The sequence below is a fragment of the Nonomuraea sp. NPDC050328 genome, assembly GCF_044459405.1.
In the GTDB taxonomy this organism is placed as follows: Bacteria; Actinomycetota; Actinomycetes; order Streptosporangiales; family Streptosporangiaceae; genus Nonomuraea.
The window spans coordinates 130,991-151,058 of the sequence record NZ_JBITIW010000008.1 but is presented as its reverse complement, the minus strand read 5'-3'; the positions used below and the strand labels follow the sequence as shown (position 1 = coordinate 151,058).

Annotated in this window: 18 protein-coding genes; 8 read left to right on the top strand and 10 right to left on the bottom strand. The window is 72.2% G+C overall.

What is annotated here, in order from left to right:
* The first annotated feature begins 76 nt into the window (after positions 1–76).
* Positions 77–2,608 carry an ATP-binding protein gene (locus tag ACIBG7_RS28290; protein ID WP_397338205.1) on the top strand — a complete coding sequence of 844 codons (2,532 nt, stop codon included), beginning with the start codon at positions 77–79 and terminating at the stop codon, positions 2,606–2,608.
* Between the two features lie 28 nt (positions 2,609–2,636).
* Here the strand turns inward: ACIBG7_RS28290 and ACIBG7_RS28285 are convergent, their stop codons facing one another.
* On the bottom strand, positions 2,637–3,455 hold the full coding sequence (locus ACIBG7_RS28285; RefSeq protein ID WP_357921584.1) for a hypothetical protein: 819 nt from the start codon (positions 3,453–3,455) through the stop codon (positions 2,637–2,639).
* Between the two features lie 122 nt (positions 3,456–3,577).
* Here ACIBG7_RS28285 and ACIBG7_RS28280 point away from each other — a divergent pair, with 122 nt between their 5' ends.
* Positions 3,578–4,354: a tyrosine-protein phosphatase gene (locus tag ACIBG7_RS28280; protein WP_397338204.1), complete on the top strand. Its 777-nt coding sequence runs from the start codon at positions 3,578–3,580 to the stop codon at positions 4,352–4,354.
* 66 nt (positions 4,355–4,420) lie between these two features.
* On the opposite strand, the gene ACIBG7_RS28275 is transcribed toward ACIBG7_RS28280, so the two are convergent.
* Positions 4,421–4,792 (bottom strand): RidA family protein, encoded by a 372-nt coding sequence (locus tag ACIBG7_RS28275; protein WP_357921579.1) that lies wholly within the window; start codon positions 4,790–4,792, stop codon positions 4,421–4,423.
* A gap of 53 nt (positions 4,793–4,845) precedes the next feature.
* Positions 4,846–5,559 carry a VOC family protein gene (locus tag ACIBG7_RS28270; RefSeq protein WP_357921576.1) on the bottom strand — a complete coding sequence of 238 codons (714 nt, stop codon included), beginning with the start codon at positions 5,557–5,559 and terminating at the stop codon, positions 4,846–4,848.
* Positions 5,560–5,673: 114 nt separating this feature from the next.
* On the opposite strand from ACIBG7_RS28270, the gene ACIBG7_RS28265 reads away from it, so the two are divergent.
* On the top strand, positions 5,674–7,185 hold the full coding sequence (locus ACIBG7_RS28265) for a protein kinase (RefSeq protein WP_397338203.1): 1,512 nt from the start codon (positions 5,674–5,676) through the stop codon (positions 7,183–7,185).
* A 162-nt stretch (positions 7,186–7,347) separates the two neighbouring features.
* On the opposite strand, the gene ACIBG7_RS28260 is transcribed toward ACIBG7_RS28265, so the two are convergent.
* A complete protein-coding gene (locus ACIBG7_RS28260; RefSeq protein ID WP_357921570.1) occupies positions 7,348–7,527 on the bottom strand; it encodes a DUF1508 domain-containing protein in 180 nt (59 codons plus the stop codon).
* A 142-nt stretch (positions 7,528–7,669) separates the two neighbouring features.
* Here ACIBG7_RS28260 and ACIBG7_RS28255 point away from each other — a divergent pair, with 142 nt between their 5' ends.
* Entirely contained in the window at positions 7,670–7,954 is a 285-nt protein-coding gene (locus ACIBG7_RS28255) for a DUF6401 family natural product biosynthesis protein (RefSeq protein ID WP_357921568.1), read from the top strand.
* Positions 7,955–8,008: 54 nt separating this feature from the next.
* On the opposite strand, the gene ACIBG7_RS28250 is transcribed toward ACIBG7_RS28255, so the two are convergent.
* A complete protein-coding gene (locus ACIBG7_RS28250) occupies positions 8,009–8,878 on the bottom strand; it encodes a hypothetical protein (RefSeq protein WP_357921565.1) in 870 nt (289 codons plus the stop codon).
* Positions 8,879–9,012: 134 nt separating this feature from the next.
* Here ACIBG7_RS28250 and ACIBG7_RS28245 point away from each other — a divergent pair, with 134 nt between their 5' ends.
* From ACIBG7_RS28245 to ACIBG7_RS28235, 3 genes are read left to right on the top strand one after another with little or no spacing between them, the layout of a single operon-like run.
* A complete protein-coding gene (locus ACIBG7_RS28245; RefSeq protein WP_397338202.1) occupies positions 9,013–9,453 on the top strand; it encodes a hypothetical protein in 441 nt (146 codons plus the stop codon).
* 53 nt (positions 9,454–9,506) lie between these two features.
* Complete coding sequence (locus ACIBG7_RS28240; protein ID WP_397338201.1) at positions 9,507–11,012, top strand: multicopper oxidase family protein; 1,506 nt, start codon at positions 9,507–9,509, stop codon at positions 11,010–11,012.
* The gene (locus tag ACIBG7_RS28235) at positions 11,009–11,857 is read left to right on the top strand and encodes a F510_1955 family glycosylhydrolase (RefSeq protein WP_397338200.1); all 849 of its coding nucleotides are present in this window, start codon (positions 11,009–11,011) and stop codon (positions 11,855–11,857) included. The genes ACIBG7_RS28240 and ACIBG7_RS28235 overlap by 4 nt, the downstream gene beginning before the upstream one ends.
* Here the strand turns inward: ACIBG7_RS28235 and ACIBG7_RS28230 are convergent.
* Positions 11,847–12,629 (bottom strand): DeoR/GlpR family DNA-binding transcription regulator, encoded by a 783-nt coding sequence (locus tag ACIBG7_RS28230; protein WP_357921555.1) that lies wholly within the window; start codon positions 12,627–12,629, stop codon positions 11,847–11,849. The genes ACIBG7_RS28235 and ACIBG7_RS28230 overlap by 11 nt on opposite strands.
* 49 nt (positions 12,630–12,678) lie before the next feature.
* On the opposite strand from ACIBG7_RS28230, the gene ACIBG7_RS28225 reads away from it, so the two are divergent.
* Positions 12,679–14,625 carry a DUF5107 domain-containing protein gene (locus ACIBG7_RS28225; RefSeq protein ID WP_397338199.1) on the top strand — a complete coding sequence of 649 codons (1,947 nt, stop codon included), beginning with the start codon at positions 12,679–12,681 and terminating at the stop codon, positions 14,623–14,625.
* A 67-nt stretch (positions 14,626–14,692) separates the two neighbouring features.
* Here ACIBG7_RS28225 and ACIBG7_RS28220 read toward each other — a convergent pair whose 3' ends face one another.
* The 4 genes from ACIBG7_RS28220 to ACIBG7_RS28205 form a co-directional block, all read right to left on the bottom strand.
* Positions 14,693–15,715 carry a Gfo/Idh/MocA family oxidoreductase gene (locus ACIBG7_RS28220; protein ID WP_397338198.1) on the bottom strand — a complete coding sequence of 341 codons (1,023 nt, stop codon included), beginning with the start codon at positions 15,713–15,715 and terminating at the stop codon, positions 14,693–14,695.
* Entirely contained in the window at positions 15,708–16,613 is a 906-nt protein-coding gene (locus ACIBG7_RS28215; protein ID WP_357921546.1) for a PAC2 family protein, read from the bottom strand. Before ACIBG7_RS28215 ends, ACIBG7_RS28220 begins: the two co-directional genes overlap by 8 nt.
* 101 nt (positions 16,614–16,714) lie before the next feature.
* Entirely contained in the window at positions 16,715–17,740 is a 1,026-nt protein-coding gene (locus ACIBG7_RS28210) for a hypothetical protein (protein ID WP_397338197.1), read from the bottom strand.
* 152 nt (positions 17,741–17,892) lie between these two features.
* Complete coding sequence (locus tag ACIBG7_RS28205) at positions 17,893–20,016, bottom strand: AAA family ATPase (RefSeq protein WP_357921540.1); 2,124 nt, start codon at positions 20,014–20,016, stop codon at positions 17,893–17,895.
* Between the last annotated feature and the right edge of the window lie 52 nt (positions 20,017–20,068).

Sequence of the window (20,068 nt, the reverse complement as noted above, 5' to 3'; positions counted from 1 at the left end):
TCTCCGGGCCCTCGGGGCAGAATGGAGTCGGACTCACTCAGGCGGTCCCGCGGGGGAGCCGCCGGGAAAAGGAGCGATGACGGGACCCTTACCGGCCGCCACGGGGAAACGGAAGCCGGCCCGCCGGCGCGTACGGCTGGCCGCACCACTGGCCGCGGGGGCGGCCGCCGGCGCGGCGAGCATCCTGGCCGCCTCCCTCGAATGGGACATCCCGGTCGGCGCCAAGATCGGCGTGACCCTCGCCGCCGCCCTCCTGGTCGGCCTCACCACCTGGGCGACCACCGGCCAGCGGGCCGTCGAGAGCGACGCCGGGGAGCCCGCCGCGCTGCCCGCCCCCGAGCAGTGGCCGCCCGGCCCCGAACACTTCACCGGCCGCCGCGAGGCCCTCGCCGAGCTGCACCGCGTCTTCGACGAGCACGGCCGCCGGGTCACCCCGCTGGTCGTCTCGGTGTACGGCAGGGGCGGCGTCGGCAAGTCCGCGCTGATGGCGCGCTTCGGCCAGGAGATCGCCGACTGGTTCCCCGACGGCCGCCTCTACGCCGACCTGCGCGGCGCCGCCGACTCGCCGATCCGGCCCGAGGAGGTGCTGACCGGCTTCCTGCGCGCCCTCGGCGTCCGCCTCACCACCGACCCCGGCGGCACGGAGGACCTGCGCAAGCTCTGGCGCACCTGGACCAAGGGCAAGCGCATCCTCATCGGCCTCGACAACGCCCGCGACGGCGACCAGGTCCGCACGCTCATCCCCGCCGAGGCTGGCTGCGCGGTCATCGTCACCTCGCGCCAGCCGCTCTTCCTGATGAACGCCTTCGACACCCAGCTCTCGGTCTTCAGCGAGGCCCAGGGCGTCGAGCTCCTGGCCCGGCTGGCCGGCGGCGCCCGCGTCGCCGACGACCTGCCCGCGGCCAAGGAGATCGTCCAGCTCTGCGACCACCTGCCGCTGGCCATCGGCATCTGCGGCGCCCGCCTGGCCACCCGGCCCGCCTGGAGCCTGCGCCAGCTCGCCGACCGGCTGCGCGACGCCCGCCGCCGCCTCGACCAGCTCGAACTGCCCGGCTCCATCGACAAGAGCGTGCGCGCCTCGGTCCAGCTCAGCTACGACGACTGCACCGGCATCCAGCGCCGCCTGCTGCGCCTGCTGTCCGGGCTCACCGCCCCCGACGTGCCCGGCTGGGTCGCCGGCGAGCTCCTCGACGTCTCCGAGCTCGACGGCGCCGACCAGCTCGAAGCCCTCATCGACACCCAGCTCGCCGAGTCCTCCGGCACCGACCAGACCGGCGCGCTCCGCTACCGGCTGCACGACCTCGTCCGCGTCTTCGCCCAGGAGCTCGCCACCGACGACGACCGGCTGCGCCCCGCCGTCGAACGGGTCGTGTACGGCTACCGCCGCCGCGCCGAGGAGGCCGCCCAGGACCGCTGGCCGCAGGACTGGGGCCGCACCGGCCGCCGCTCCGACGGCCTCGGCCAGGCCCGCGCCGCCGCCTGGCTCAACGCCGAACGGCTCAGCGTGGTCGCGATGGTCACCCTGGCCCGCGACCTCAAGCTCTGGGACCACGCCTGGGGGCTGGCCCGCGCCTTCAACTCGCTGTGCCACTCGATGCGGGCCTACTGGGTCGACTGGCGCGAGGTCGCCGAGATCGCCTGCGAGGCCGCCGAGAAGACCGGCGACCGGCGCGCCCTGGCCATCTCCCTGCTCGACCAGTCCGCCGCGCTCGGCGGCTTCGGCGCGCACGACCGGGCCCGCGCCTGCGCCGAGGAGGCCCTGGAGATCTTCGAGGAGCTCGGCGAACGCTGGTGGGCCGCCCGCGCGATGCGGACCGTCGGGATGGCGCTGTTCAACGACGGGCACCTCGACCGGGCCCAGGTCCACCTGCTGGACGCCATCGCCTCCTTCCAGACCGCCGAGGACCCCTGGTGGACCGCCCGCACCCGGCGCAACCTCGCCGAACTGCGGCTGGCGCAGCGGCGCTACGACGAGGCGCGCGAACTGCTGGAGGACGCGCTGCGGGTGTTCGAGAGCGAGGGCAACCGCTACTCCGAGGCGCAGACCCTGCGCGCCTACGGCGAGGTGCTCGGCGCCCAGGCCCGCGCCCTCAACCGGGAAGGCGCCGGGCACGCCGCGCGCGAGCTGTTCGCCCTGGCCGGGTTCAACCTCGACCGGGCCGCCGAGATGTTCCGCCGCCGGGGCGAGGACTGGGAGGAGGCCCGCTGCCTGCGCGCCGCCGGCGGCGTGGGCAACCCGGACAACCGGCTCCAGGAGCTCGCCTTCGTCCAGGAGGCCGAGGCGATGCTCACCGCGCTCGGCGACTCCTGGGGAGTCGCCAGGACCACCCTGTCCACCGGCCGCGCGCTGGCCCGGCTCCAGCGATGGGAGGAGGCCTTCACCGCGCTGCGGCGGGCGGTCGAGGCCTTCGAGGCGCTCGACGACCGGTGGTGGAAGGCGCGGAGCCTCACCTACCTGGGTGAGGCACGACTCGACTCGGGGGGCGGGGCGCTTGCCGTACCGGACCTGGAGGAGGCCCGGGAGCTCTACCGGACGCTGGGGAACGAGGCGGGCATGCGCCGCACCCTCGAACTCCTGCGCCGCGCCGAGACCCAGACCGCCGGCTGAACCGTCCGGCCGGGGTCGTGCCCGGCGGTCACTTGTCCAGCGGCTGGCGCATCAGGTGGCCGGCGGCGAGCTTGGCCTGGTCGATGCTCTCCTCGAACATCCGCCGCGCGCTGGCCGCCTGCTCGGCTAGCTCCCTGATGTGCGCCCGGGCCATGTCGTCCTGCACCGTGTCGGCCACCAGCGCCTGGTAGTCGGGCGTGCGCGCGGCCAGCGCCTCCAGCCGCCGGTGCACCCGGAAGACCTCGTCGGCCTTGCGCACCTGCACCGCGTACCGTTCCAGGTTCTTCACCCGCTTGGACAGCGACGTCCACGCCGCGTCCAGCGCGCTGGAGTACGGCTTGAACGCCTCGTCCATGCCCGGCGGCAACTCCTTGGGCACCAGCTTGCCGTGCTCGTGGTGCATCGCGCTCAGCCGGGCCAGCCGCGTGGCGATCTGCCACACCTCCTCGGGCAACGTCACCCGGTTGTCGATCGTGTCGATGTACCCCGCCCGGTTGACATCGGAGGCGAGTACGGCGTCCGCGGCGTCCTGCGCGCGCTTGAGCAACTGCTGGCACGGATAGTCGAGGTCCGACGGCAACACGAACCGGTCGGCGTTCTCGTAGGCCAGCTTCAGCCTGCGCCGCGCGCTGCGCCCGTTCAGGTCGGTCGCCATCCACCGCAGCAGCAGGATCAGCGACATGCCCACCCCCGCCACCATCGCGCCGCCCAGATCCGTCATCATCCAGATCAGCAGCAGGAACCCCGGCAGGATGAACAGCAGCGCCAGGCTCTTCTCCGAACCGGCGTCCCGGCCCTGCCGGGCCTGGTACAGGAAGTGCGGACTCTCGCGAAGAAGGACGGACACCTGCGGCTCCAGGGACGGATCAACCACCAGCCGCGGCGGCAACCTACGCGGATCCACCTGACCTCCCTTCGCCTCTGTTTCTTCATACTGCGTTATGAATCGTCTGGTTAGGGTGGAGAGCGATGAAGAACTTGCAGAGATGGATCGAGCTCGAAGGCGCCGTCAACGTCCGCGACCTGGGCGGCCTGGAGACCACCGACGGCTCCGCCACCGTCCACGGCCGCATCCTCCGATCGGACAACCTCCAAGGCCTCACCCCCGCCGACATCGCCACTCTGGTCGAGACCCACAAGGTACGGCACGTCGTCGATCTCCGCTCAACCGCCGAGGTCACCCTCGAAGGGCCCGGCCCGCTCACCACGGTGCCAGAGGTCACCATCCACCACCACACCCTCTTCGCCGAGGGCGGCCGCTACACCGACGTCGAGGCCGACCGCGTCCTGCCCTGGCAGGACCGCGCCGCCGACGACGAACTGCGGGTCACCGGGTTCTACTACGGCTACCTGCGCGACCGGCCCGACTCCGTCGTGCGTGCCCTGCGCGTCATGGCGCACGACGACGGCGCGGTCATCGTGCACTGCGCCGCCGGCAAGGACCGCACCGGCGTGCTGTGCGCCCTGGCCCTCACCGTCGCCGGCGCCACCCGTGAGGCGATCCTGGCCGACTACGTGGCCACCGGGGACCGGCTGGAGCGGATCCTGGTGCGGCTGCGCGCCAGTGACACCTACCGCCGCGACCTCGACTCCCGCCCCGCCGACGACCACCTGCCCCGGCCGTCCTACATGGAGCACTTCCTCGACATCCTCGACACCCGCTTCGGGGGGCCGCTGGGCTGGCTCGACGCCCACGGCTGGACCCCGGACGACGCCACCGCCCTCCGCGCCCGCCTCCTGTCCTAACCCAGGTGCCGCCCACCCGCGCGGCACCGGGGTCGCCGCGCGGCGCCCCCAGGCCACGGACGGGGGCTAGCGGGCGGCGATGGCCTCGATCTCCAGGAGCCAAGCCTCCTCGTAGATCCCGGTGATGACGACCGTGAGGGCGGGGGCGTGGTCGCCGAGGATCTCCCGGCGCAGGGCCGAGTTCTCCGCCCGGTACGCCCGGTCGCCGAGGAACGTGGTGACCTTGACCAGGTCGGCCAGCGTCATGTCGTGCTGCGCCAGGACGTCGGCCACGTTGGCCCAGACCTGACGGCACTGGGCCGCGAAGCCCTCGGGCACGCTGCCGTCGGGAGCCACGGGGATCTGCCCGCTGAGGTGCACCACGCGGGCAGGGGAGGTGATCTCGTACGAGTGGACGTACCCGCCGCCACCGGGCACCACGGGTCCAGGGGTGATCATGCGGGAATGATCACAGCGTCCGGGTCCGACGGCAACCGGTTTGCCGGCCAGGCTCAGAGGGTGAGGTCGAAGGGGTGGCCCACCGGGTCGGCGAAGGTGCGGAACTGGTCGGAGTCGCCGTCGAGCAGGGTGGCGCCCAGCTCGAGGGCCAGCGCGTGCCCGGCCTCGAGGTCGTCCACGAGGATGTCGAGGTGCGCCTGCTGCGGGTGGGCGGGATCGGGCCAGCGGGGCGCGGTGTAGCCGGCGACCTCCTGGAACATGAGGCGCTTGCCGTACCCGGAGATGAGCAGGCCCTCGGGCCCGTCGTAGGTGACCTCCATGCCCAGCAGCGCCGAGTAGAACCGGGCGGAGCCGGCGGCCGACGGCGTGTCGAAGGTGACGGCGAAGAGGGAGACGCCGGGGCCGTGGCCGTCCTTCTGGCAGAGGTCGATGGGGTGCCCGGCGGGGTCGGCGAGGGTGATCCAGGTGGGACCGTCGGCCAGGTGGGTGGCGCCGAGGGCGAGGGCCCGGGCGGCGGCGGCCTGGTGGTCGTCGACGAGGAGGTCGAGGTGGACCTGCTGGGGCCGCTCCTGACCGGGCCAGCTCGGCGGCCGGTGCTCGGGCACGAGCTGGAAGGCGATCTCCTGGCCGTCGGGGGCCTGGAGGGTGATCCAGTCGGTGATCCGGCGGACCACCTGCCAGCCGGTGAGCTCGCGGTAGAAGGCGGCGACCCGCTCGATGTCGGCGGCGTCGAAGGCGACGAGTTCGAGACGTCCTGCGGTGGTCATGGGGCCATGATGCGCTACGCCTCCGACAGAATCCCGCCGCGCCCGGGGAACCCGCGTTCGGGTATTTCGCCACATCGGTGCGTGAAGAAGGAGATCGCGGGTAGCCAGGCTTTCATGTCCAAGCTCCTCGCCGGCCGCTACCGGCTCCTCACCAAGCTGGGACACGGCGGCATGGGCACGGTCTGGCGCGGACGTGACGAGCTGCTCGACCGGGAAGTCGCGATCAAGGAGATCAACCGGGGGCAGAACGCCACCGACGACGAGCTGATGGTCCGGCGCAGCCTGCGCGAGGCGCGCATCGCCGCCAGGCTGAGCCATCCGAACATCGCCGACGTCTACGACGTGATCGAGGAGGACGCCCGGCCCTGGATCATCATGCGGCTGGTGCCGTCCCGCTCCCTGGGCCAGGTGATCGCCGAGGACGGCCCGCTGCCGCACGCGGTCGCCGCCCGGGTGGCGCTGGACATCCTGGCCGCGCTGGAGGCGGCGCACGCGGCGGGGATCGTGCACCGGGACGTGAAACCGGACAACATCCTCATCCCCGAGTACGGCGGAGCCGTCCTGACCGACTTCGGCATCGCGGCGTCCGGTGACGACGACTGGGCGCTCACCCGCACCGGCGCGGTGTTCGGCACCCCGGCGTTCATCGCCCCCGAGCGGGCGACGGGGGAGGGGGCCGATCCGGCGTCCGACCTGTGGTCGCTCGGGGCGACCCTGTACACGGCGGTCGAGGGGCGGCCGCCGTTCGCCAAGCGGAACGGGATGGCGACCCTGCTGGCGGTGGTGACCGAGGAGCCGGAGCCGTTCCAGCGGGCCGGCGTCCTGGCGCCGGTGATCAGCGGGCTGCTGCGCAAGGACCCCGGGGCCCGGCTGGGCATCGGCCAGGCCCGGGTCCTGCTGGGCGCGGTGCTGGCCCTGGCCCGTACCGGCGACAGCGGGGCCACCGCGGCCGAAGCCGGGAGCGGCGGGCCGGCCCTGGCCGGGGCTTCGGCGCCCACCGGTGCCGCGCCGGCCCTGGCGGGGGTCTCGGTGGCGACCGGTGCCGCGCCGGCCCTGGCGGGGGTCTCGGTGGCGACCGGGGTTGCGGCGGTCGTGGACGAGGATTCGCTGGCCCGGGTGTCGACCGGGGCGCTGGCGGGCGCGGTCGGGGTGGCGCCGGTGCCGCGCTGGCTCGACGGGCTGCGGCTCCGGACCAGGCAGGCGGTGGTGGCGGGCGCGGTGCTGGCGGTGGGGGCGGCGGCGGCTTTGGCCCTGGAGCGGCCGGCCGTGCCACGGCAGACCGAGATCGCCAAGGCGGCCGTGCCGTCCGTTGAGCAGCCCGTGGAGCAGCCCGTGCAGGAGCACGGGGCCGAGCCGGAGGAGGAACCCCGGCTGGCCGTTCCGATCAAGCGGACCGAACGGGTGGAGGAACGGCCCACCCCGGGCAAGGGCGGTTCCAGGGACACCACCCGGCCGCGGCGGCACGGGAACGGCTTCGTGGCGCCCGACTCGGGCGGCACCACGGTGACCATGACCAGCGACTCCGGCCGCGACCCAGGCTGGTCGGGCCCGGGCGGCAACGACAAGCCCGGCAAGGACAAGAAGGGCAAGGGCAACCGGGGCCGCGGCAACTCCGGACGCGGCTGACCGCCCCCAGGCCCCAGACCCTCAACTGCTCAGGCTTCTAGCCCCTCAGGCCCCCAGCCCCTCACGGTCCGGAAGAAGTGCCGGCGCCCGGCGACCCCCACGTGATCACGATCGTGGAGCTCGCCGGGGGCCGGCGAATCACGGGTGCGAGAGTGAGATAGGTCACCCGTCGGTCTGGTCGTCGAGCGGAGCGGAGGCGTTCGAGCGGACCGAATCGATACCCTTCAACGCCCCTGCCTTGGTCTTGTAGGACTCGCTCGTGGCGATAATCTCCCCGTTCCCGGCGACGAGATTGAACCGGAACCCGGCGGAGGTCTTCTTCAGCACGTAGCGCGCTGCCATGATCAAGCCTTCCTCGAAGTGGATCGTGGTCCGTACCCCTCTTTCCCGGACCGGCCTCCGTATGCTTACGAGTCGCTTATCGTGGCGGTCGTATCGGTCGGGTGCGAGTGTTTCGAGGCGCGTGGTGTCGGATCTTCTGTGGGTGGGGCGAGTCCGGGCGGAGTTCGCCCAGTGGGTGCTGGATCTGCAGGCGGATCATCCGGGCGTCACCGCCCTCCTCGACCAGCACATGGCCGCGGTCCGGCAGGCGATCACCTCGCTGGGGGAGCAGCTCAGCCCGCCCGCGCTGATCGGCTACCTGATCGGGTTCTGGGACGGCGCCCACGAGAAGGGCTGGCGGGTCCCCGACCAGGGCGAGCCGCTGGACTTCGCGACGTTGCGGATGAGCGCGGTCTGCCTGATGCTCGAACCCGCGCCCACGCACTGACGGGTGACATGAGAGATGCCCGGCCGTGATCGGCCGGGCATCCCCGTGTGCCGGTCACAACTCGCCGGGCCGCCGCTCCGACGGGTAGCGCGGCACTTCCTGCGTGTCGCCCGGGGCCGGGCCGGCGGTCGAGGACGGGCTCGCCCCCGAGCCGGGACCCGCGGGCGCCGAGGCCGGGGCGGGACGCGGCGCGGCCGGCTCGGTCTCGGCCATCGCGTCACGGCGTCCACGGTCGTAGGTCGCCGCCTGGGTCTTCAGCGCGCTGGTCTCCTCCTCGGCGCGGTTCAGCCAGCCCTCCCAGCGCTGCTGCATGGGCTTGACCAGGCCGCCGCCGACGCCGACGATCAGGATTCCGGCCACCGCGGCCAGGAAGGCGATCAGGATCGGCGTGGTCACCGTGGTGGCCACCTCGATCTGGTTCAGCGCGGCGATCACGCCGAGGGCGAGGATGAACACCGAGGCCAGCGTGGCCAGCGTGTTGCCGTAGGACAGCCCGCCGAGCGCGGAGCCGACCAGGTCCTTCACCGCCTTGGCGATGGCCGCCGCCACGACGACGATGACCAGGGCCACGGCCAGCTTCGGCAGCCAGGCCACGACGTTGCCCAGCAGCGTGCTGATCGGATTCGGCCCGAACACCGAGAACGAGATCTGCAGCGTGATCAGGAGGACGGCATAGTAGACGAGCTTGGCGACCAGGCCTGATGCGTCGTACTTGCTGCGCGAGAGCATCCGCCCGATGCCGCCGCGCTCGACCCAGCGGTCGAACCCGACCCGGCCCAGGAGCGCGTTCACGCCTTTGGCCAGCAGCTTCGCGATCAGCCAGCCCACCAGCAGGATCACCAGGAAGGCGATGAACTTCGGGACGAAGGTGGCGATCGACGACCACGCGTCGGTTAGGCCCCTCCGCCAATCATCGGGATTCATGGCTGAGAATCCTCCTCAATCGTAATCGAACGGGGTATTCACCTGGACTGCCCGCTCCCGTGGTAACTATGCGTTAAGGGTGGTGACGGTAGTCCCAGGTAATCCCAGGTACCGCCGGGGAGTATGGTGGCTGCGTGCGGGATCGGGACCACCTCCGGAGCGGCGGGCACGTGCTGCCGAGGTGGCTGCTGCTCGCCGCGGTCCTGCTGGGCCTGGGTTTGAGCCAGGCGACCGCGCATTTCTGCGCCGCTCCGGCCGCCGCCGAGGCTGTGGCCTGCGCGCATGCCGTACCTTCCGGAAGCGCGGTAAACGCCGCGGAAGGCAAGATCGGCCCACATCCGGCCCAACAAGCACCCTCGATCGCGTCAGGAACCTCACCCGGCGGCGACGAGCTCGTCGTGGTCTGCCTGGCCGCGCTCGGAGCGCTGGCCGCCGCGGCCGTGCTGCTGCTCCTGGGCCCGGCCATGGCTCCGACCAGGGCCTCAACGCCCGACCGGCCGGTACGGCTGCCGCCGTCGCGGGGTTCGCCCGCCTTCGCCCTGACCCTCCGGCGCACCACGGTTCTGCGGATCTAGAAGCTCGCCGCCAACGACGATCTTCCAGACTTTCGACGAACCGTGAGCGATCCATGACCAGAATCGATCGACGGTTCCTCCTGCGCGGCGCCCTGGCCGCCGTGGGAGGAGCCCTGCTGGGCGCGTGCGCCCCCGGCACCACCCTCGTCCAACCGGCCGGCCCCGAGGTGCGGGCCGCCGAGCAGGCCCGCCGCCCCGGCCGGGCCCGCGAGTTCGTGATCACCGCCCGGCAGGGCCGCGTCGACCTCGGCGGCCCGGTGGTGGACACCTGGCTGTACGGCGAGCGCCTGCCCGGCACGCCGGTCCAGGTCACCGCCGGCGAGCGGGTGCGGGCCCGGCTGCGCAACGAGCTGCCCGCCGAGACCACCGTCCACTGGCACGGCCTGGCCCTGCGCAACGACGCCGACGGCGTCCCCGGCGTCACCCAGCCGCCGGTGGCCGCGGGCGCCGAGCACCTGTACGAGTTCACCGCCCCGCACCCCGGCACCTACTGGTTCCATCCCCACCACGGCACGCAGCTCGACCGCGGCCTGTACGCGCCGCTGATCGTGGCCGACCCGGCCGAGCCGCTCGGCTACGACCACGAGTGGACGATCGTCCTCGACGACTGGATGGACGGCGTCACCGGCACCCCTGACGAGGTGCTCGCCGAGCTGAGCGCGATGTCCGGCGGCGAGGGCGGGCACGGCGGCCACAGCATGCCCGCGCCAGGCCCTTCGGCGAGCCCGAAATGGCCGCACATGATGATGAACGCCGAGAGCGACCTGCTCGGCGGCGACGCCGGTGACGTGCGCTACCCGCACTTCCTGCTCAACGGCCGCGTCCCGGCCGCGCCGGAGACCCTCACCGTCACGCCGGGCGCCCGCGTGCGGCTGCGCGTCGTCAACGCCGGGGCCGACACCGCCTTCCGGCTGGCCCTGGGCGACCACCCGCTGACCGTCACGCACGCCGACGGCTTCCCGGTCACGCCGGTCGAGACCGACGCGCTGCTATTGGGCATGGGCGAGCGCTACGACGTCCTGGTCACCGTCAGGGACGGGGCCTTCCCCCTGGTCGCCGAGGCCGAGGGCAAGCGCGGCCTGGCCCGGGCGATCCTGCGCAGCTCGCCGTCGGCCGCGCCGCCCGACCCGGAGGCCCGGCCCGGCGAGAGCGCCGCCCGCCTGCTCACCTACGACCAGCTCGAACCGCTGCCTGCCGTACGGCTGGCGCCGCGGAAGCCTGACCGCACGCTGACCCTGCGGCTGACCGGCACCATGGCCCGCTACGACTGGGCGATCAACGGCAGAACGTACGACCCCGAGGTCGTCGAGCCGATCTCGGCGGGCGAGCGGGTGCGGTTGTCGTTCGTCAACGACAGCCTGATGTGGCACCCGATGCACCTGCACGGCCACACCTTCGCCCTGCCCGGCGGCGCCCGCAAGGACACCGCGATCGTGCTGCCCGGCAAGCGGCTCGACGTGGACTTCGACACCGACAACCCGGGGATCTGGATGATCCACTGCCACAACCTCTACCACGCCGAGGCGGGGATGATGAGCCTGATCGGATACCGCCGATGAGCCGCCGCGCGACCCTTTCCCTGGCCCTGGCCCTGGCCTTGACCCTGCTGGCCGGCTGCGCCGCCGAGACCCCACCGGCCACCGCGCCCGCGGCGGCCGATCCCGGGCACATCCACGGCCTCGGCGCCGACCCGGCCACCGGCAAGATCTACGTCGCCGGGCACTTCGGCCTGTTCACCCTGGAGGGCGGCCGGCCGCAGCGGGTGGGCGACGGCACCGCCGACCACATGGGCTTCACCGTCGCCGGCCCGGGCACCTTCTACGCCAGCGGGCACCCGCCCGCCGACCGGATCGCCGCCGGGAGCGCCCCGCACCTCGGCCTGATCCGCTCCACCGACGCCGGACGGAGCTGGACGCAGGTCGCGCTGGCCGGCACGGCCGACTTCCACGCGCTCCAGGTGGCGGGGGAGCGGGTCTACGGCTACGACAGCCAGACCGGCAAGGTGTGGCGCGGCGAGGGCGGCAAGCTGGTCGCGGCCGGTCGCCTCGACCTGCTCGACCTGGCCGCGGGCGCCGACGACCCCGACCGGCTGCTGGCCACCACCCCCGACGGGGTCAAGGTCAGCACGGACGGCGGCGAGCGCTTCGAGCCGCTGGCCGGCGCGCCGCTGCTGTCGTTCGTGGATGTGACCGGCAGGGACGCGCTCACCGCGATCGCCCCCGACGGGCGCATCCACGCCAGCACCGATGACGGCAGGACCTGGCGCGCGGGCGGACGGCTCGACCAGCAGGCGGTCGCCTTCACCGCGGTCAGCGCCACCCACCTGCTGGCCGCCGCGATGGACGGCTCCGTCCACGAGTCGACGGACGGGGGAGCGAGCTTCCGCGCCATCCTCAGACCGTGACCACCTTCACCCCGGCGTCGGCCAGCCTGCGCAGCAGGTCGTCCGGCGCCGTGGAGTCGGTCACCAGGACGTCGATCCGGCCCAGCGGGCAGATCCGGGCGAAGGCCCGCCGGCCCAGCTTGGAACCGTCCGTCACGACGATCACCTGCCGGGCCTTCAGCGCCATGAGCTGGTTGATCGCCGCCTCGGCCTCGTTGTGCGCGCTGGCTCCGTGCTCCACGTCCAGCGCGTCGACGCCGAGCACCGCCACGTCCAGCGCGACCTCCTCCAGCATCCGCATCGCGACCGGCCCCACCAGCTCGTAGGACTGCGTGCGGGCCGAGCCGCCGGTCGTCACCACGTGCAGATGGGGACGGACGACCAGCTCGTGGGCGATGTTGAGCGCGTTGGTGACCACGGTGAGCGCGGGGCCGCGCTGGTCGGGCCGCACGTCGCGGGTGGCCAGCGCCCGTGCCACCTCGGTCGTCGTCGTGCCGCCGTTCAGCCCCACGGTCGAGCCCTCCGGCACCAGCGCGGCGGCCGCGGCCCCGATGCGCTGCTTCTCCGGCGCGTGCTGGGCGACTTTGTACAGCAGCGGCAGGTCGTAGGAGACGCTGTGCGCCACCACCCCGCCACGGGTGCGGGTGAGCATCTGCCGGGTGGCCAGCTCGTCGAAGTCGCGCCGGATCGTCGCCGTCGAGACCCCCAGGCGCTCGGCCGTCTCGACCACGTCGAGCTGGCCGCTCTCGGCGAGCAGCTCCAGGAGCACGTTCCAGCGTTCGTACCGGTTCACGGGCCCAATCATGCAGTCATTGCGTGCACTGTGCAAAAATGTGTCACAAATGCTGAGCATCTCCTCCATCAGCCTCCCGGTCTCCCCGCTCGGACCGGAGAACCCGCTGCCGCCCCTGCGGACCCTGCCCGATCCGCGCGGAGGGCTCGACACCGAGGCCGCCGACGCCGAGATGGCCGCCCAGCTCGCCTACGGGCACGCCGGATCGCTGCTGCCGTACACCTTCCAGGACGGCTACGGGCGCGAGCGCAGCGAGCGCGAGCTGAAGACGGCGGTGCTGGACAACGGGGTGCTGCGCGCGGAGTTCCTGCTGGAGTACGGCGGGCGGCTGCGCTCGCTGGTGCACCTGCCGACCGGCCGCGAGCTGCTGCACAAGCCGCCGCACCTGCAACTGGCCAACCTCGGCCTGCGCAACGCGTGGTTCGCCGGGGGAGTGGAGTGGAACCTCGGCACCTTCGGGCACACCGCGCTGGCCTGCGCGCCGTTGCACGCCGCCCGGGTGCGGCGGCCGGACGGGGTGGCCGTGCTGCGGATGTACGAATGGGAGCGGATGCGGCGGCTGGTCTACCAGATCGACGCCTGCCTGCCGCCCGGCTCGCCGGTGCTGCTCGTGCACGTCAAGATCCTCAACCCGTTCGGCGAGGACGCGCCGGTCTACTGGTGGTCCAACGCCGCGGTGCCCCAGACGCCCGGTACCCGCGTGCTGGCCCCGGCCACCAGCGCCTACCACTTCTCCTACGACGGCCGGCTGCGCCGCGTGCCGGTGCCGCACTGGCAGGACACCGACCAGTCCTATCCGGGACGCAACGGGCAGGCCGCCGACTTCTTCTACGAGCTGCCGGACGGCGAGCGCCGCTGGAGCGCCGTGGTCGACGAGGCCGGCGCGGGCCTGGCACAGGTCACCACCGACCTGCTGCGCGGCCGCAAGACCTTCCGCTGGGGCACCAACACCGCGGGCCGCAACTGGCAGGACTGGCTGTCCGGTCCGGGCCGCGAGTACCTGGAGATCCAGGCGGGGCTGGCTCGCACCCAGCTCGAGCACGTACGGCTGGCGCCGCGCTCGTCGTTCTCCTGGACCGAGGCCTACGGCCTGGTCGAGGTCGAGGGCGCGCACGAGGAGTGGGCGGCGGCGACCGGCCACGCGAGCCGGGCCGTCGAGCGGCTCATCCCCGCCGACCGGCTGGCCGCCGAACACGAACTGGCCGTCGCGACGGCCGTCCTGCCGCCGGAGGAGAGCCTGCACGCCGGCAGCGGCTGGGGCGCGCTCGAACGCAAGGCGCTGGGCCGGATCCGCGCGCTGACCCTGCCCGCCACCCCCTTCCCCGACTCGACCATCGGCCGCGACCAGCAGTCGTGGCTGGCGCTGGTCCGCAAGGGCACCATGCCCACGCCCGCGCCCGCGCTGCCGCCCTCGTCCTACGCCGTCGGCCCGGCCTGGACCCGCGCCCTCGAAGCCTGCGTCCAACAGCACGGGCCGACCTGGTTCACCCTCTTCCACCTCGGCATCAACCGCTACTACGTGGGCGACCACGACGGGGCGCGCAAGGCGTGGGAGGAGTCGCTGGAACTGGCCGAGAACGCCTGGGCGCTGCGCAGCCTGGCCGTCCTCGAACCCGAGCCGGGCCGGGCCGCCGAGCTCTACCTGCGGGCGCACGCCCTGGCCCCGCGGCTGCGGCCGCTGACCATCGAGACGGTGAAGGCCCTGGTGACGGCCGGGCGGCCGGTGGAGGCGCTCGCGCTGATCGACCGGCTGGGCGCGGCCGACCGCTGGCACGGCCGGGTGCGGCTGCTGGAGTGCCGGGCGGCGCTCGACGCCGGCGACCGGGTTCGGGCGCGGCACATCCTGGACACCGGCCTGGTCGTGGACGACCTGCGCGAGGGCGAGGACTCCCTGGACGAGCTCTGGTGGGACTACCACAACCCGGACGGCGAACCCCGCGACCGCTCGGGCGTGCGGCTACCGTGCCGCTACGACTACAGCGTCAGCCAGTACTGAGTCTCATGCTGGGAGCCGGACGACCCTCCGCTCCGGTCAGTTGGTGGTGAGCCGGACGACGCGCCGGTCAGTTGGTGGTGAGCCGGACGACGCGCCGCTCGGTCGCTGACCGTTTGGCCGCCTCCAGCACCCGCAACATCTCGACCGCGTCCCTGGGGTCCACCGGCTGCTCCCCCCGGGCGACGGCCTGGTAGAACGCCAGGTAGTCCCCGGTCTCGGCGGCCAGCGGCTCGGTCTTGCCGTCCTCGGCGGTGAGCGTGCCCCAGCGCTCCTCGGGCTCGTCCCCGAACCCCGGCGCGTCCGGCGACCACCCCGCCCGCAGCCGCTCCTCCTGCACGTCCAGCCCGAACTTCACGTAGGCCCCCGCGGACCCCAGTACCCGGAAACGCGGCCCCAGATCAGCGGCGACCGAACTCACCCACAGATGCGACCGCGTCCCGCCGGCATGGGCGAGCGCGATGAAGGTGTCGTCGTCGGAGGCCACCCCCGCCCGCCGCACGTCACTCTCCGCGTAGACGTCACTCACCGGCCCGAAGAGCCGCAACGCCTGGTCCACCAGATGCGGCCCCAGGTCGTACAGCAGCCCGCCGGTCGGCGAGGACTCGCGCCAGCCGCCCTTGGGCACCGGACGCCAGCGCTCGAACCGGCTCTCGAACCGCGTCACCGTGCCGAGCGAGGGCAGCACCTTGGCCACCGTGCGGAAGTCCCCGTCCCAGCGGCGGTTCTGGAACGGCGTCAGCGCCACCCCTCGCGCCTCGGCCAGCCGTACCAGCTCCTCGGCCTCGGCGGCGGTCATGGCCAGCGGCTTGTCCACCACCACCGGCAGCCCCGCCTCCAGAGCCGCCTTCGCCAGCGGCACGTGGGTGTCGTTCGGCGTGGCCACCACGATCAGGTCGCACCGATCGAACAGCGCCTCCGCCTCGGGAACGACGGCCGCGCCGTACCGCTCCCCGACCTCGGCGGCCCGCTCCTCGGAGCGGGTCACCACCGCGGCCAGCCGCAGACCGGGCGTGGCGGCGATCAGCGGTGCGTGGAAGAACGCCCCCGCCGGCCCGTAACCCGCCAGACCCACCCGCAGCTCATCACTCACGATCGTCCCTCTCGGCCAGGAAGCGCTCGAACTGGGCGGCCAGCTCGTCGCCCGTCGGCATCGGCGTACTCTCCGCCAGCAGGCTTTCCCGCTCCGCGCCCTCGGCGAACGCGTCGTACTGCTGCTCCAGCCCGCTGATCGCGGTGGACAGCTCGGTGGAGGCCTGGATCTGCTCCTCGATCTCCTCGTTCGTGCGCTCCGCCGCGGTGCGCAGCGACTCCATCGGGAAGACCAGCCCGGTGCTCTTCGTCACCGCCTCCAGCGCGGCCACCGCCGCCTGCGGGTACTCGGCCTGCGACAGGTAGTGCGGCACGTGCACCGCGTACCCGAGCGCGTCGTGACCCTTGGCGCCCAGCCGGAACTCGATCAGCGCCGCCACGCTCCCCGGCACCTGCACCCGGCCGAACGCGCTCACCTGCGAATTGATCAGCTCCGGACGGCTCGCGTGCGCCGTCACCCCCAGCGGCCGCGTGTGCGGCACCGCCATCGGGATCCCGTGCACGGTGATCATCCTGCTCACCCCGAACCGGTCGGCCAGCTCGCCCACCGCCTCGGTGAACCGCTCCCACTCCCGGTCCGGCTCAGGCCCGCTCAGCACCAGGAACGGCGTGCCCGTCGCATCCTCCGCGGCGTACACCGCCAGCTCCGGCGTATCCACCGACACCCAGCGATCGGTGTCGAACGTCATGACCGGCCGCCGCGAACGGTAGTCCAGCAGCCGGTCCACGTCGAAGGTCGCCACCGTGCGGTGCTCCAGCTCCGCCAGCAGATGCCCCACAGCCAGCCGGCCGGCCCCACCGGCATCCACGAAACCCTCGAAGTGATAGAGCAGCACGGGCCCGTCTTCCCCGTGACCGTCGTGCTCGGGCGCGTCCTCGGCGAGGGTGTAGAGATCCATGTCAGCCTTTCATCGTTACTCAACACGAACCTACGATGAAGGCGCATCATTCCGCACACCAGGATGCGAGCGCTCGCCTGCCCGCATCCTGGCGCTCCGGATCAGTCGACGAGCTCGCGGTGGAAGCTGGTGACCTCGCCCCGGAGGATGGGGTCGGCGAAGCGCCGGGTCTCCAGCGCCCAGTCGAGGTATCCGCGCATCCAGTTCTCCAGGCCGCCCACGCAGCGCATGGTGCCCTCCCGCCGGTGCTCGTCGACGCCGAGCTCGTCGAAGGCGGTCTGCAGGTCCTGCTTGGCCGCCATGAAGACGCCGAGCCGCTCGGAGATCTTCTCGTTGACCAGTTCCACCGCCTCGGGCAGCGAGCACCCTAGAGCGTTCCAGAAGACGATGACGAGATTGTGGAACTCGCCCTGCGCCAGCTCGCGCCGCAGCCCGATGAGATCGTTGGTGCAGACGACCACGTGCCCGGCCTCGTGCACCAGTTGCCGGTACGGCTCGCAGGACCGCACCTCGTCCGGCACCTCGAACTGCTCGGCCAGTTCGACCAGGTCGAAGGAGGGCGGCACGTAGGCGATGTTGAGCTTGTGCTCGATATAGCTGTCCGGATCGGGGATGCGGCCCCGGGTGCGGTTGTCCACCTCCCACTGGGCGGTCTCGAAGCAGTCCTGCAGGTGCGTGGCGAAGCGCTCCCACCAGGTGGGCGAGGCGTGCAGCCGCATCCGGTCGCGGATGTCGGCCAGGCCGTGCAGGATCGGCCCCGCGCTCCGCTCCAGGGGCTCGCCCTGCAGCACGGCACGGAACTTGTCGGCCATCCGGCGGGCCAGGTGGGGGTCGGAGCCCACCTCGGCCAGCTCGAACTGGTCGTCGTAGACGTGGAACCAGCTGTTGAGGTCGGCCGCGAGGGCCAGGACGGGAACGGAGGCCTCCGGATAGAGCCGCGCGACCAGCCGCGAGTAGGACTCGCCCGCGAACCGAGAGGTAGCGCTCTCCCCTTCGATGAGACGGAGCCTCCTGGCCCAGCCGATGGTGTGTTCAGCCGCGACCGTTTCGAAGGGGTTGAGCCTGGAAGGGAAGGGAATGTGAGGGGTGGGGATCGGGATGGAGACCCCGGCCGGAATTTCGTGCATGAGTGCGCAGCCTCTCCACGAGAAACCTTGAGCGTTTGTCCCAACGTTCGGGACGATTTTCCGATCTCTCCGGCTTACCCGTGGGTTCACTAATTCAATCTTTTGCGAACTTCCGGCGAATACGTGCGAGACGTTGCGGTCTGGGCGAATTTCTAGAGGCTTGACTCCCCATCCAGCTCGCCGAGCGCGAGCGTGGCCGCCTCGTCCAGATCGAGCCTGGCACCAGCCTCGAAGGCCTCCTTGTAGACGTCCTCGCCCAGCGCCTTCTTACATTCCTTGACGCACTTCTCGTGGTCGGCAGTCAAGAACGGCGCGCCCAGCATCGGCATGCCGGAGGCCCGCCAGTTCTGGTTCAGCGCGCCCAGCAACCGCGCCGAGCGGTCCGCCTGACCGAGCGAGGAGAAGATCTTGGCCACGGTCTCCAGCACCATCAGGGAACCGGTGGTGTCGTGGAAGTGGCGCTTGATGCGCAGGCCCTCCTGGGCCGTGGTCAGGGCTTCGGCGGCGCGGCCCATGGCGAGGCGGGGCAGGGAGAGGGCCCAGTGGGCGTAGGAGCTGAGCCACAGTTCGCCGCGTTCGCGGCAGACCTGGAGGCAGTCGATCAGCAGGGACTCGGCCTCGTACAGCTCGCCCTGGCTGGTGAGCACGATGGACAGTTCGACGATCGCAGGCAGCAGGCCGGGGTTGAGTTCCTTGTTGTCGGTGTTGAACTCGATCGCCACACCCAGCAGCGCGCTGGCCTTCTGCAGGTCGCCCTGGAGCAGCGCGGAGGTGCCCTGCATCTTGGACGCCAGGATGACGGCCTTGGAGTCGCCGACACGCACGGCCTCGGTGGAGCACTGTTCGGCGGCCTGCTGGGCGCCGACGCTGTCGCCCTGGGCACTGCGCACGTAGGACAGCACCCACAACGCCTTGCAGCGCTCCTTGCTGGGCGTCGGGTTGGCCTGGAGGGCCCGCTCCAGGTAGGTACGGCCCTCGCGGACGAAGCCGCAGCAGATCCACATGAACCACAACGAGCCGAGCAGCTTGAGCGCCAGCACCGTCTCGCCGGGCGTGCGCAGGGCGTGCTCCAGCGCGATGCGGACGTTGTCGTGCTCCTGGCGCATGCGGACGAACCAGTAGATCTGCCTCGGCCCGGACCAGGCATCCTCGCTGCGTTCGGCCAGGCTGAGGTAGTACATCAGGTGCTTGTGGCGCATCTCCTCGGTCTCGCCGAGCTTGGCCAGCCACTCCTCGCCGTACTCGGCCAGGGTGTCGATCAGTTTGTACCGCACGCCGGCGTGGTTGCTGCGGATGAGCAGGATGGACTTCTCCACCAGCCCGATCACCAGGTCGGTGATGTCCTCCTCGCGCAGCCGCGAGTCGGCGCAGACCGCCCGTGCCGCGTCGAGCTCGAAGTCACCGGCGAAGACCGACAGGCGGGCCCAGAGCAGCCGCTCCTCGGGCGCGCACAGCTCGTGGCTCCAGCCGATCGCCGCGCGCAACGTCTGGTGCCGCGGCAGGGCCGTACGGCTGGCACCGGCCAGCAGGCTGAACCGGTCGGCGAGCAGCCCGAGGATCTGGTCCACCGAGAGCGCGCGCAGCCGTACCGCGGCCAGTTCGATGGCCAGCGGGATGCCGTCGAGCCGACGGCACAGCTCGGCCACCGAGCCGATGTTGGACTCGTCGAGCACGAAGTCGGGCACCACGCCACCGGCCCGGGCGGCGAACAGCTGCACCGACTCGTTGGTGAACAGGCTCTCGGCCGGGTCGTCGCCGGGCACCTGGAGCGGCGGCACCGGCACGACCTGCTCGTAGGCCAGGTGCAGCGACTGGCGGCTGGTGGCCAGGATGGTGAGCTTCTGGTTGGCCTCCAGCAGCTCCTCGACCAGCTCGGCGCAGCCCTGGATGAGGTGCTCGCAGGTGTCGAGGATGAGCAGCATGTGCCGCTCGCCCACCCACTCCGACAGCGACTCGGAGGCGGTGCGGGAGGACTGGTCGGCGATGCCGAGCGCCGAGGCGATGGTCTGCCTGACCATCCCGGCGTCCTGCAGGCGCGCCAGGTCGGCGAACCAGACGCCGTCGGCGTACTGCCCGCGCACCTGGTGCGCCAGCCGCAGCACGGTGCGGGACTTGCCCACACCGCCGATCCCGGTCACGGTGACCAGCCTGGACGTGGCCAGGTGGCGTTTCAGGTTGGCGAGCAGGCGCGTTCGACCCACGAAGCTGGTCAGCTCCGCGGGCAGATTGCCCTCTCGCCGCCAGCCGGACGCGGTGGCCATCATGGGCAGCCTCACGGGGGTAGAGGACACCTGACCCATGCATCGTACCCCTGTGCGCTTTCGCTGT

Coding starts and splice junctions, on each gene's coding strand:
- ACIBG7_RS28290 (WP_397338205.1), top strand. CDS start 77: ATGACGGGACCCTTACCGGCCGCCACGGGGAAACGGAAGCCGGCCCGC.
- ACIBG7_RS28215 (WP_357921546.1), bottom strand. CDS start 16,613: ATGGATCTCTACACCCTCGCCGAGGACGCGCCCGAGCACGACGGTCAC.
- ACIBG7_RS28235 (WP_397338200.1), top strand. CDS start 11,009: ATGAGCCGCCGCGCGACCCTTTCCCTGGCCCTGGCCCTGGCCTTGACC.
- ACIBG7_RS28250 (WP_357921565.1), bottom strand. CDS start 8,878: ATGAATCCCGATGATTGGCGGAGGGGCCTAACCGACGCGTGGTCGTCG.
- ACIBG7_RS28210 (WP_397338197.1), bottom strand. CDS start 17,740: ATGCACGAAATTCCGGCCGGGGTCTCCATCCCGATCCCCACCCCTCAC.
- ACIBG7_RS28265 (WP_397338203.1), top strand. CDS start 5,674: ATGTCCAAGCTCCTCGCCGGCCGCTACCGGCTCCTCACCAAGCTGGGA.
- ACIBG7_RS28270 (WP_357921576.1), bottom strand. CDS start 5,559: ATGACCACCGCAGGACGTCTCGAACTCGTCGCCTTCGACGCCGCCGAC.
- ACIBG7_RS28275 (WP_357921579.1), bottom strand. CDS start 4,792: ATGATCACCCCTGGACCCGTGGTGCCCGGTGGCGGCGGGTACGTCCAC.
- ACIBG7_RS28240 (WP_397338201.1), top strand. CDS start 9,507: ATGACCAGAATCGATCGACGGTTCCTCCTGCGCGGCGCCCTGGCCGCC.
- ACIBG7_RS28280 (WP_397338204.1), top strand. CDS start 3,578: ATGAAGAACTTGCAGAGATGGATCGAGCTCGAAGGCGCCGTCAACGTC.
- ACIBG7_RS28260 (WP_357921570.1), bottom strand. CDS start 7,527: ATGGCAGCGCGCTACGTGCTGAAGAAGACCTCCGCCGGGTTCCGGTTC.
- ACIBG7_RS28225 (WP_397338199.1), top strand. CDS start 12,679: ATGCTGAGCATCTCCTCCATCAGCCTCCCGGTCTCCCCGCTCGGACCG.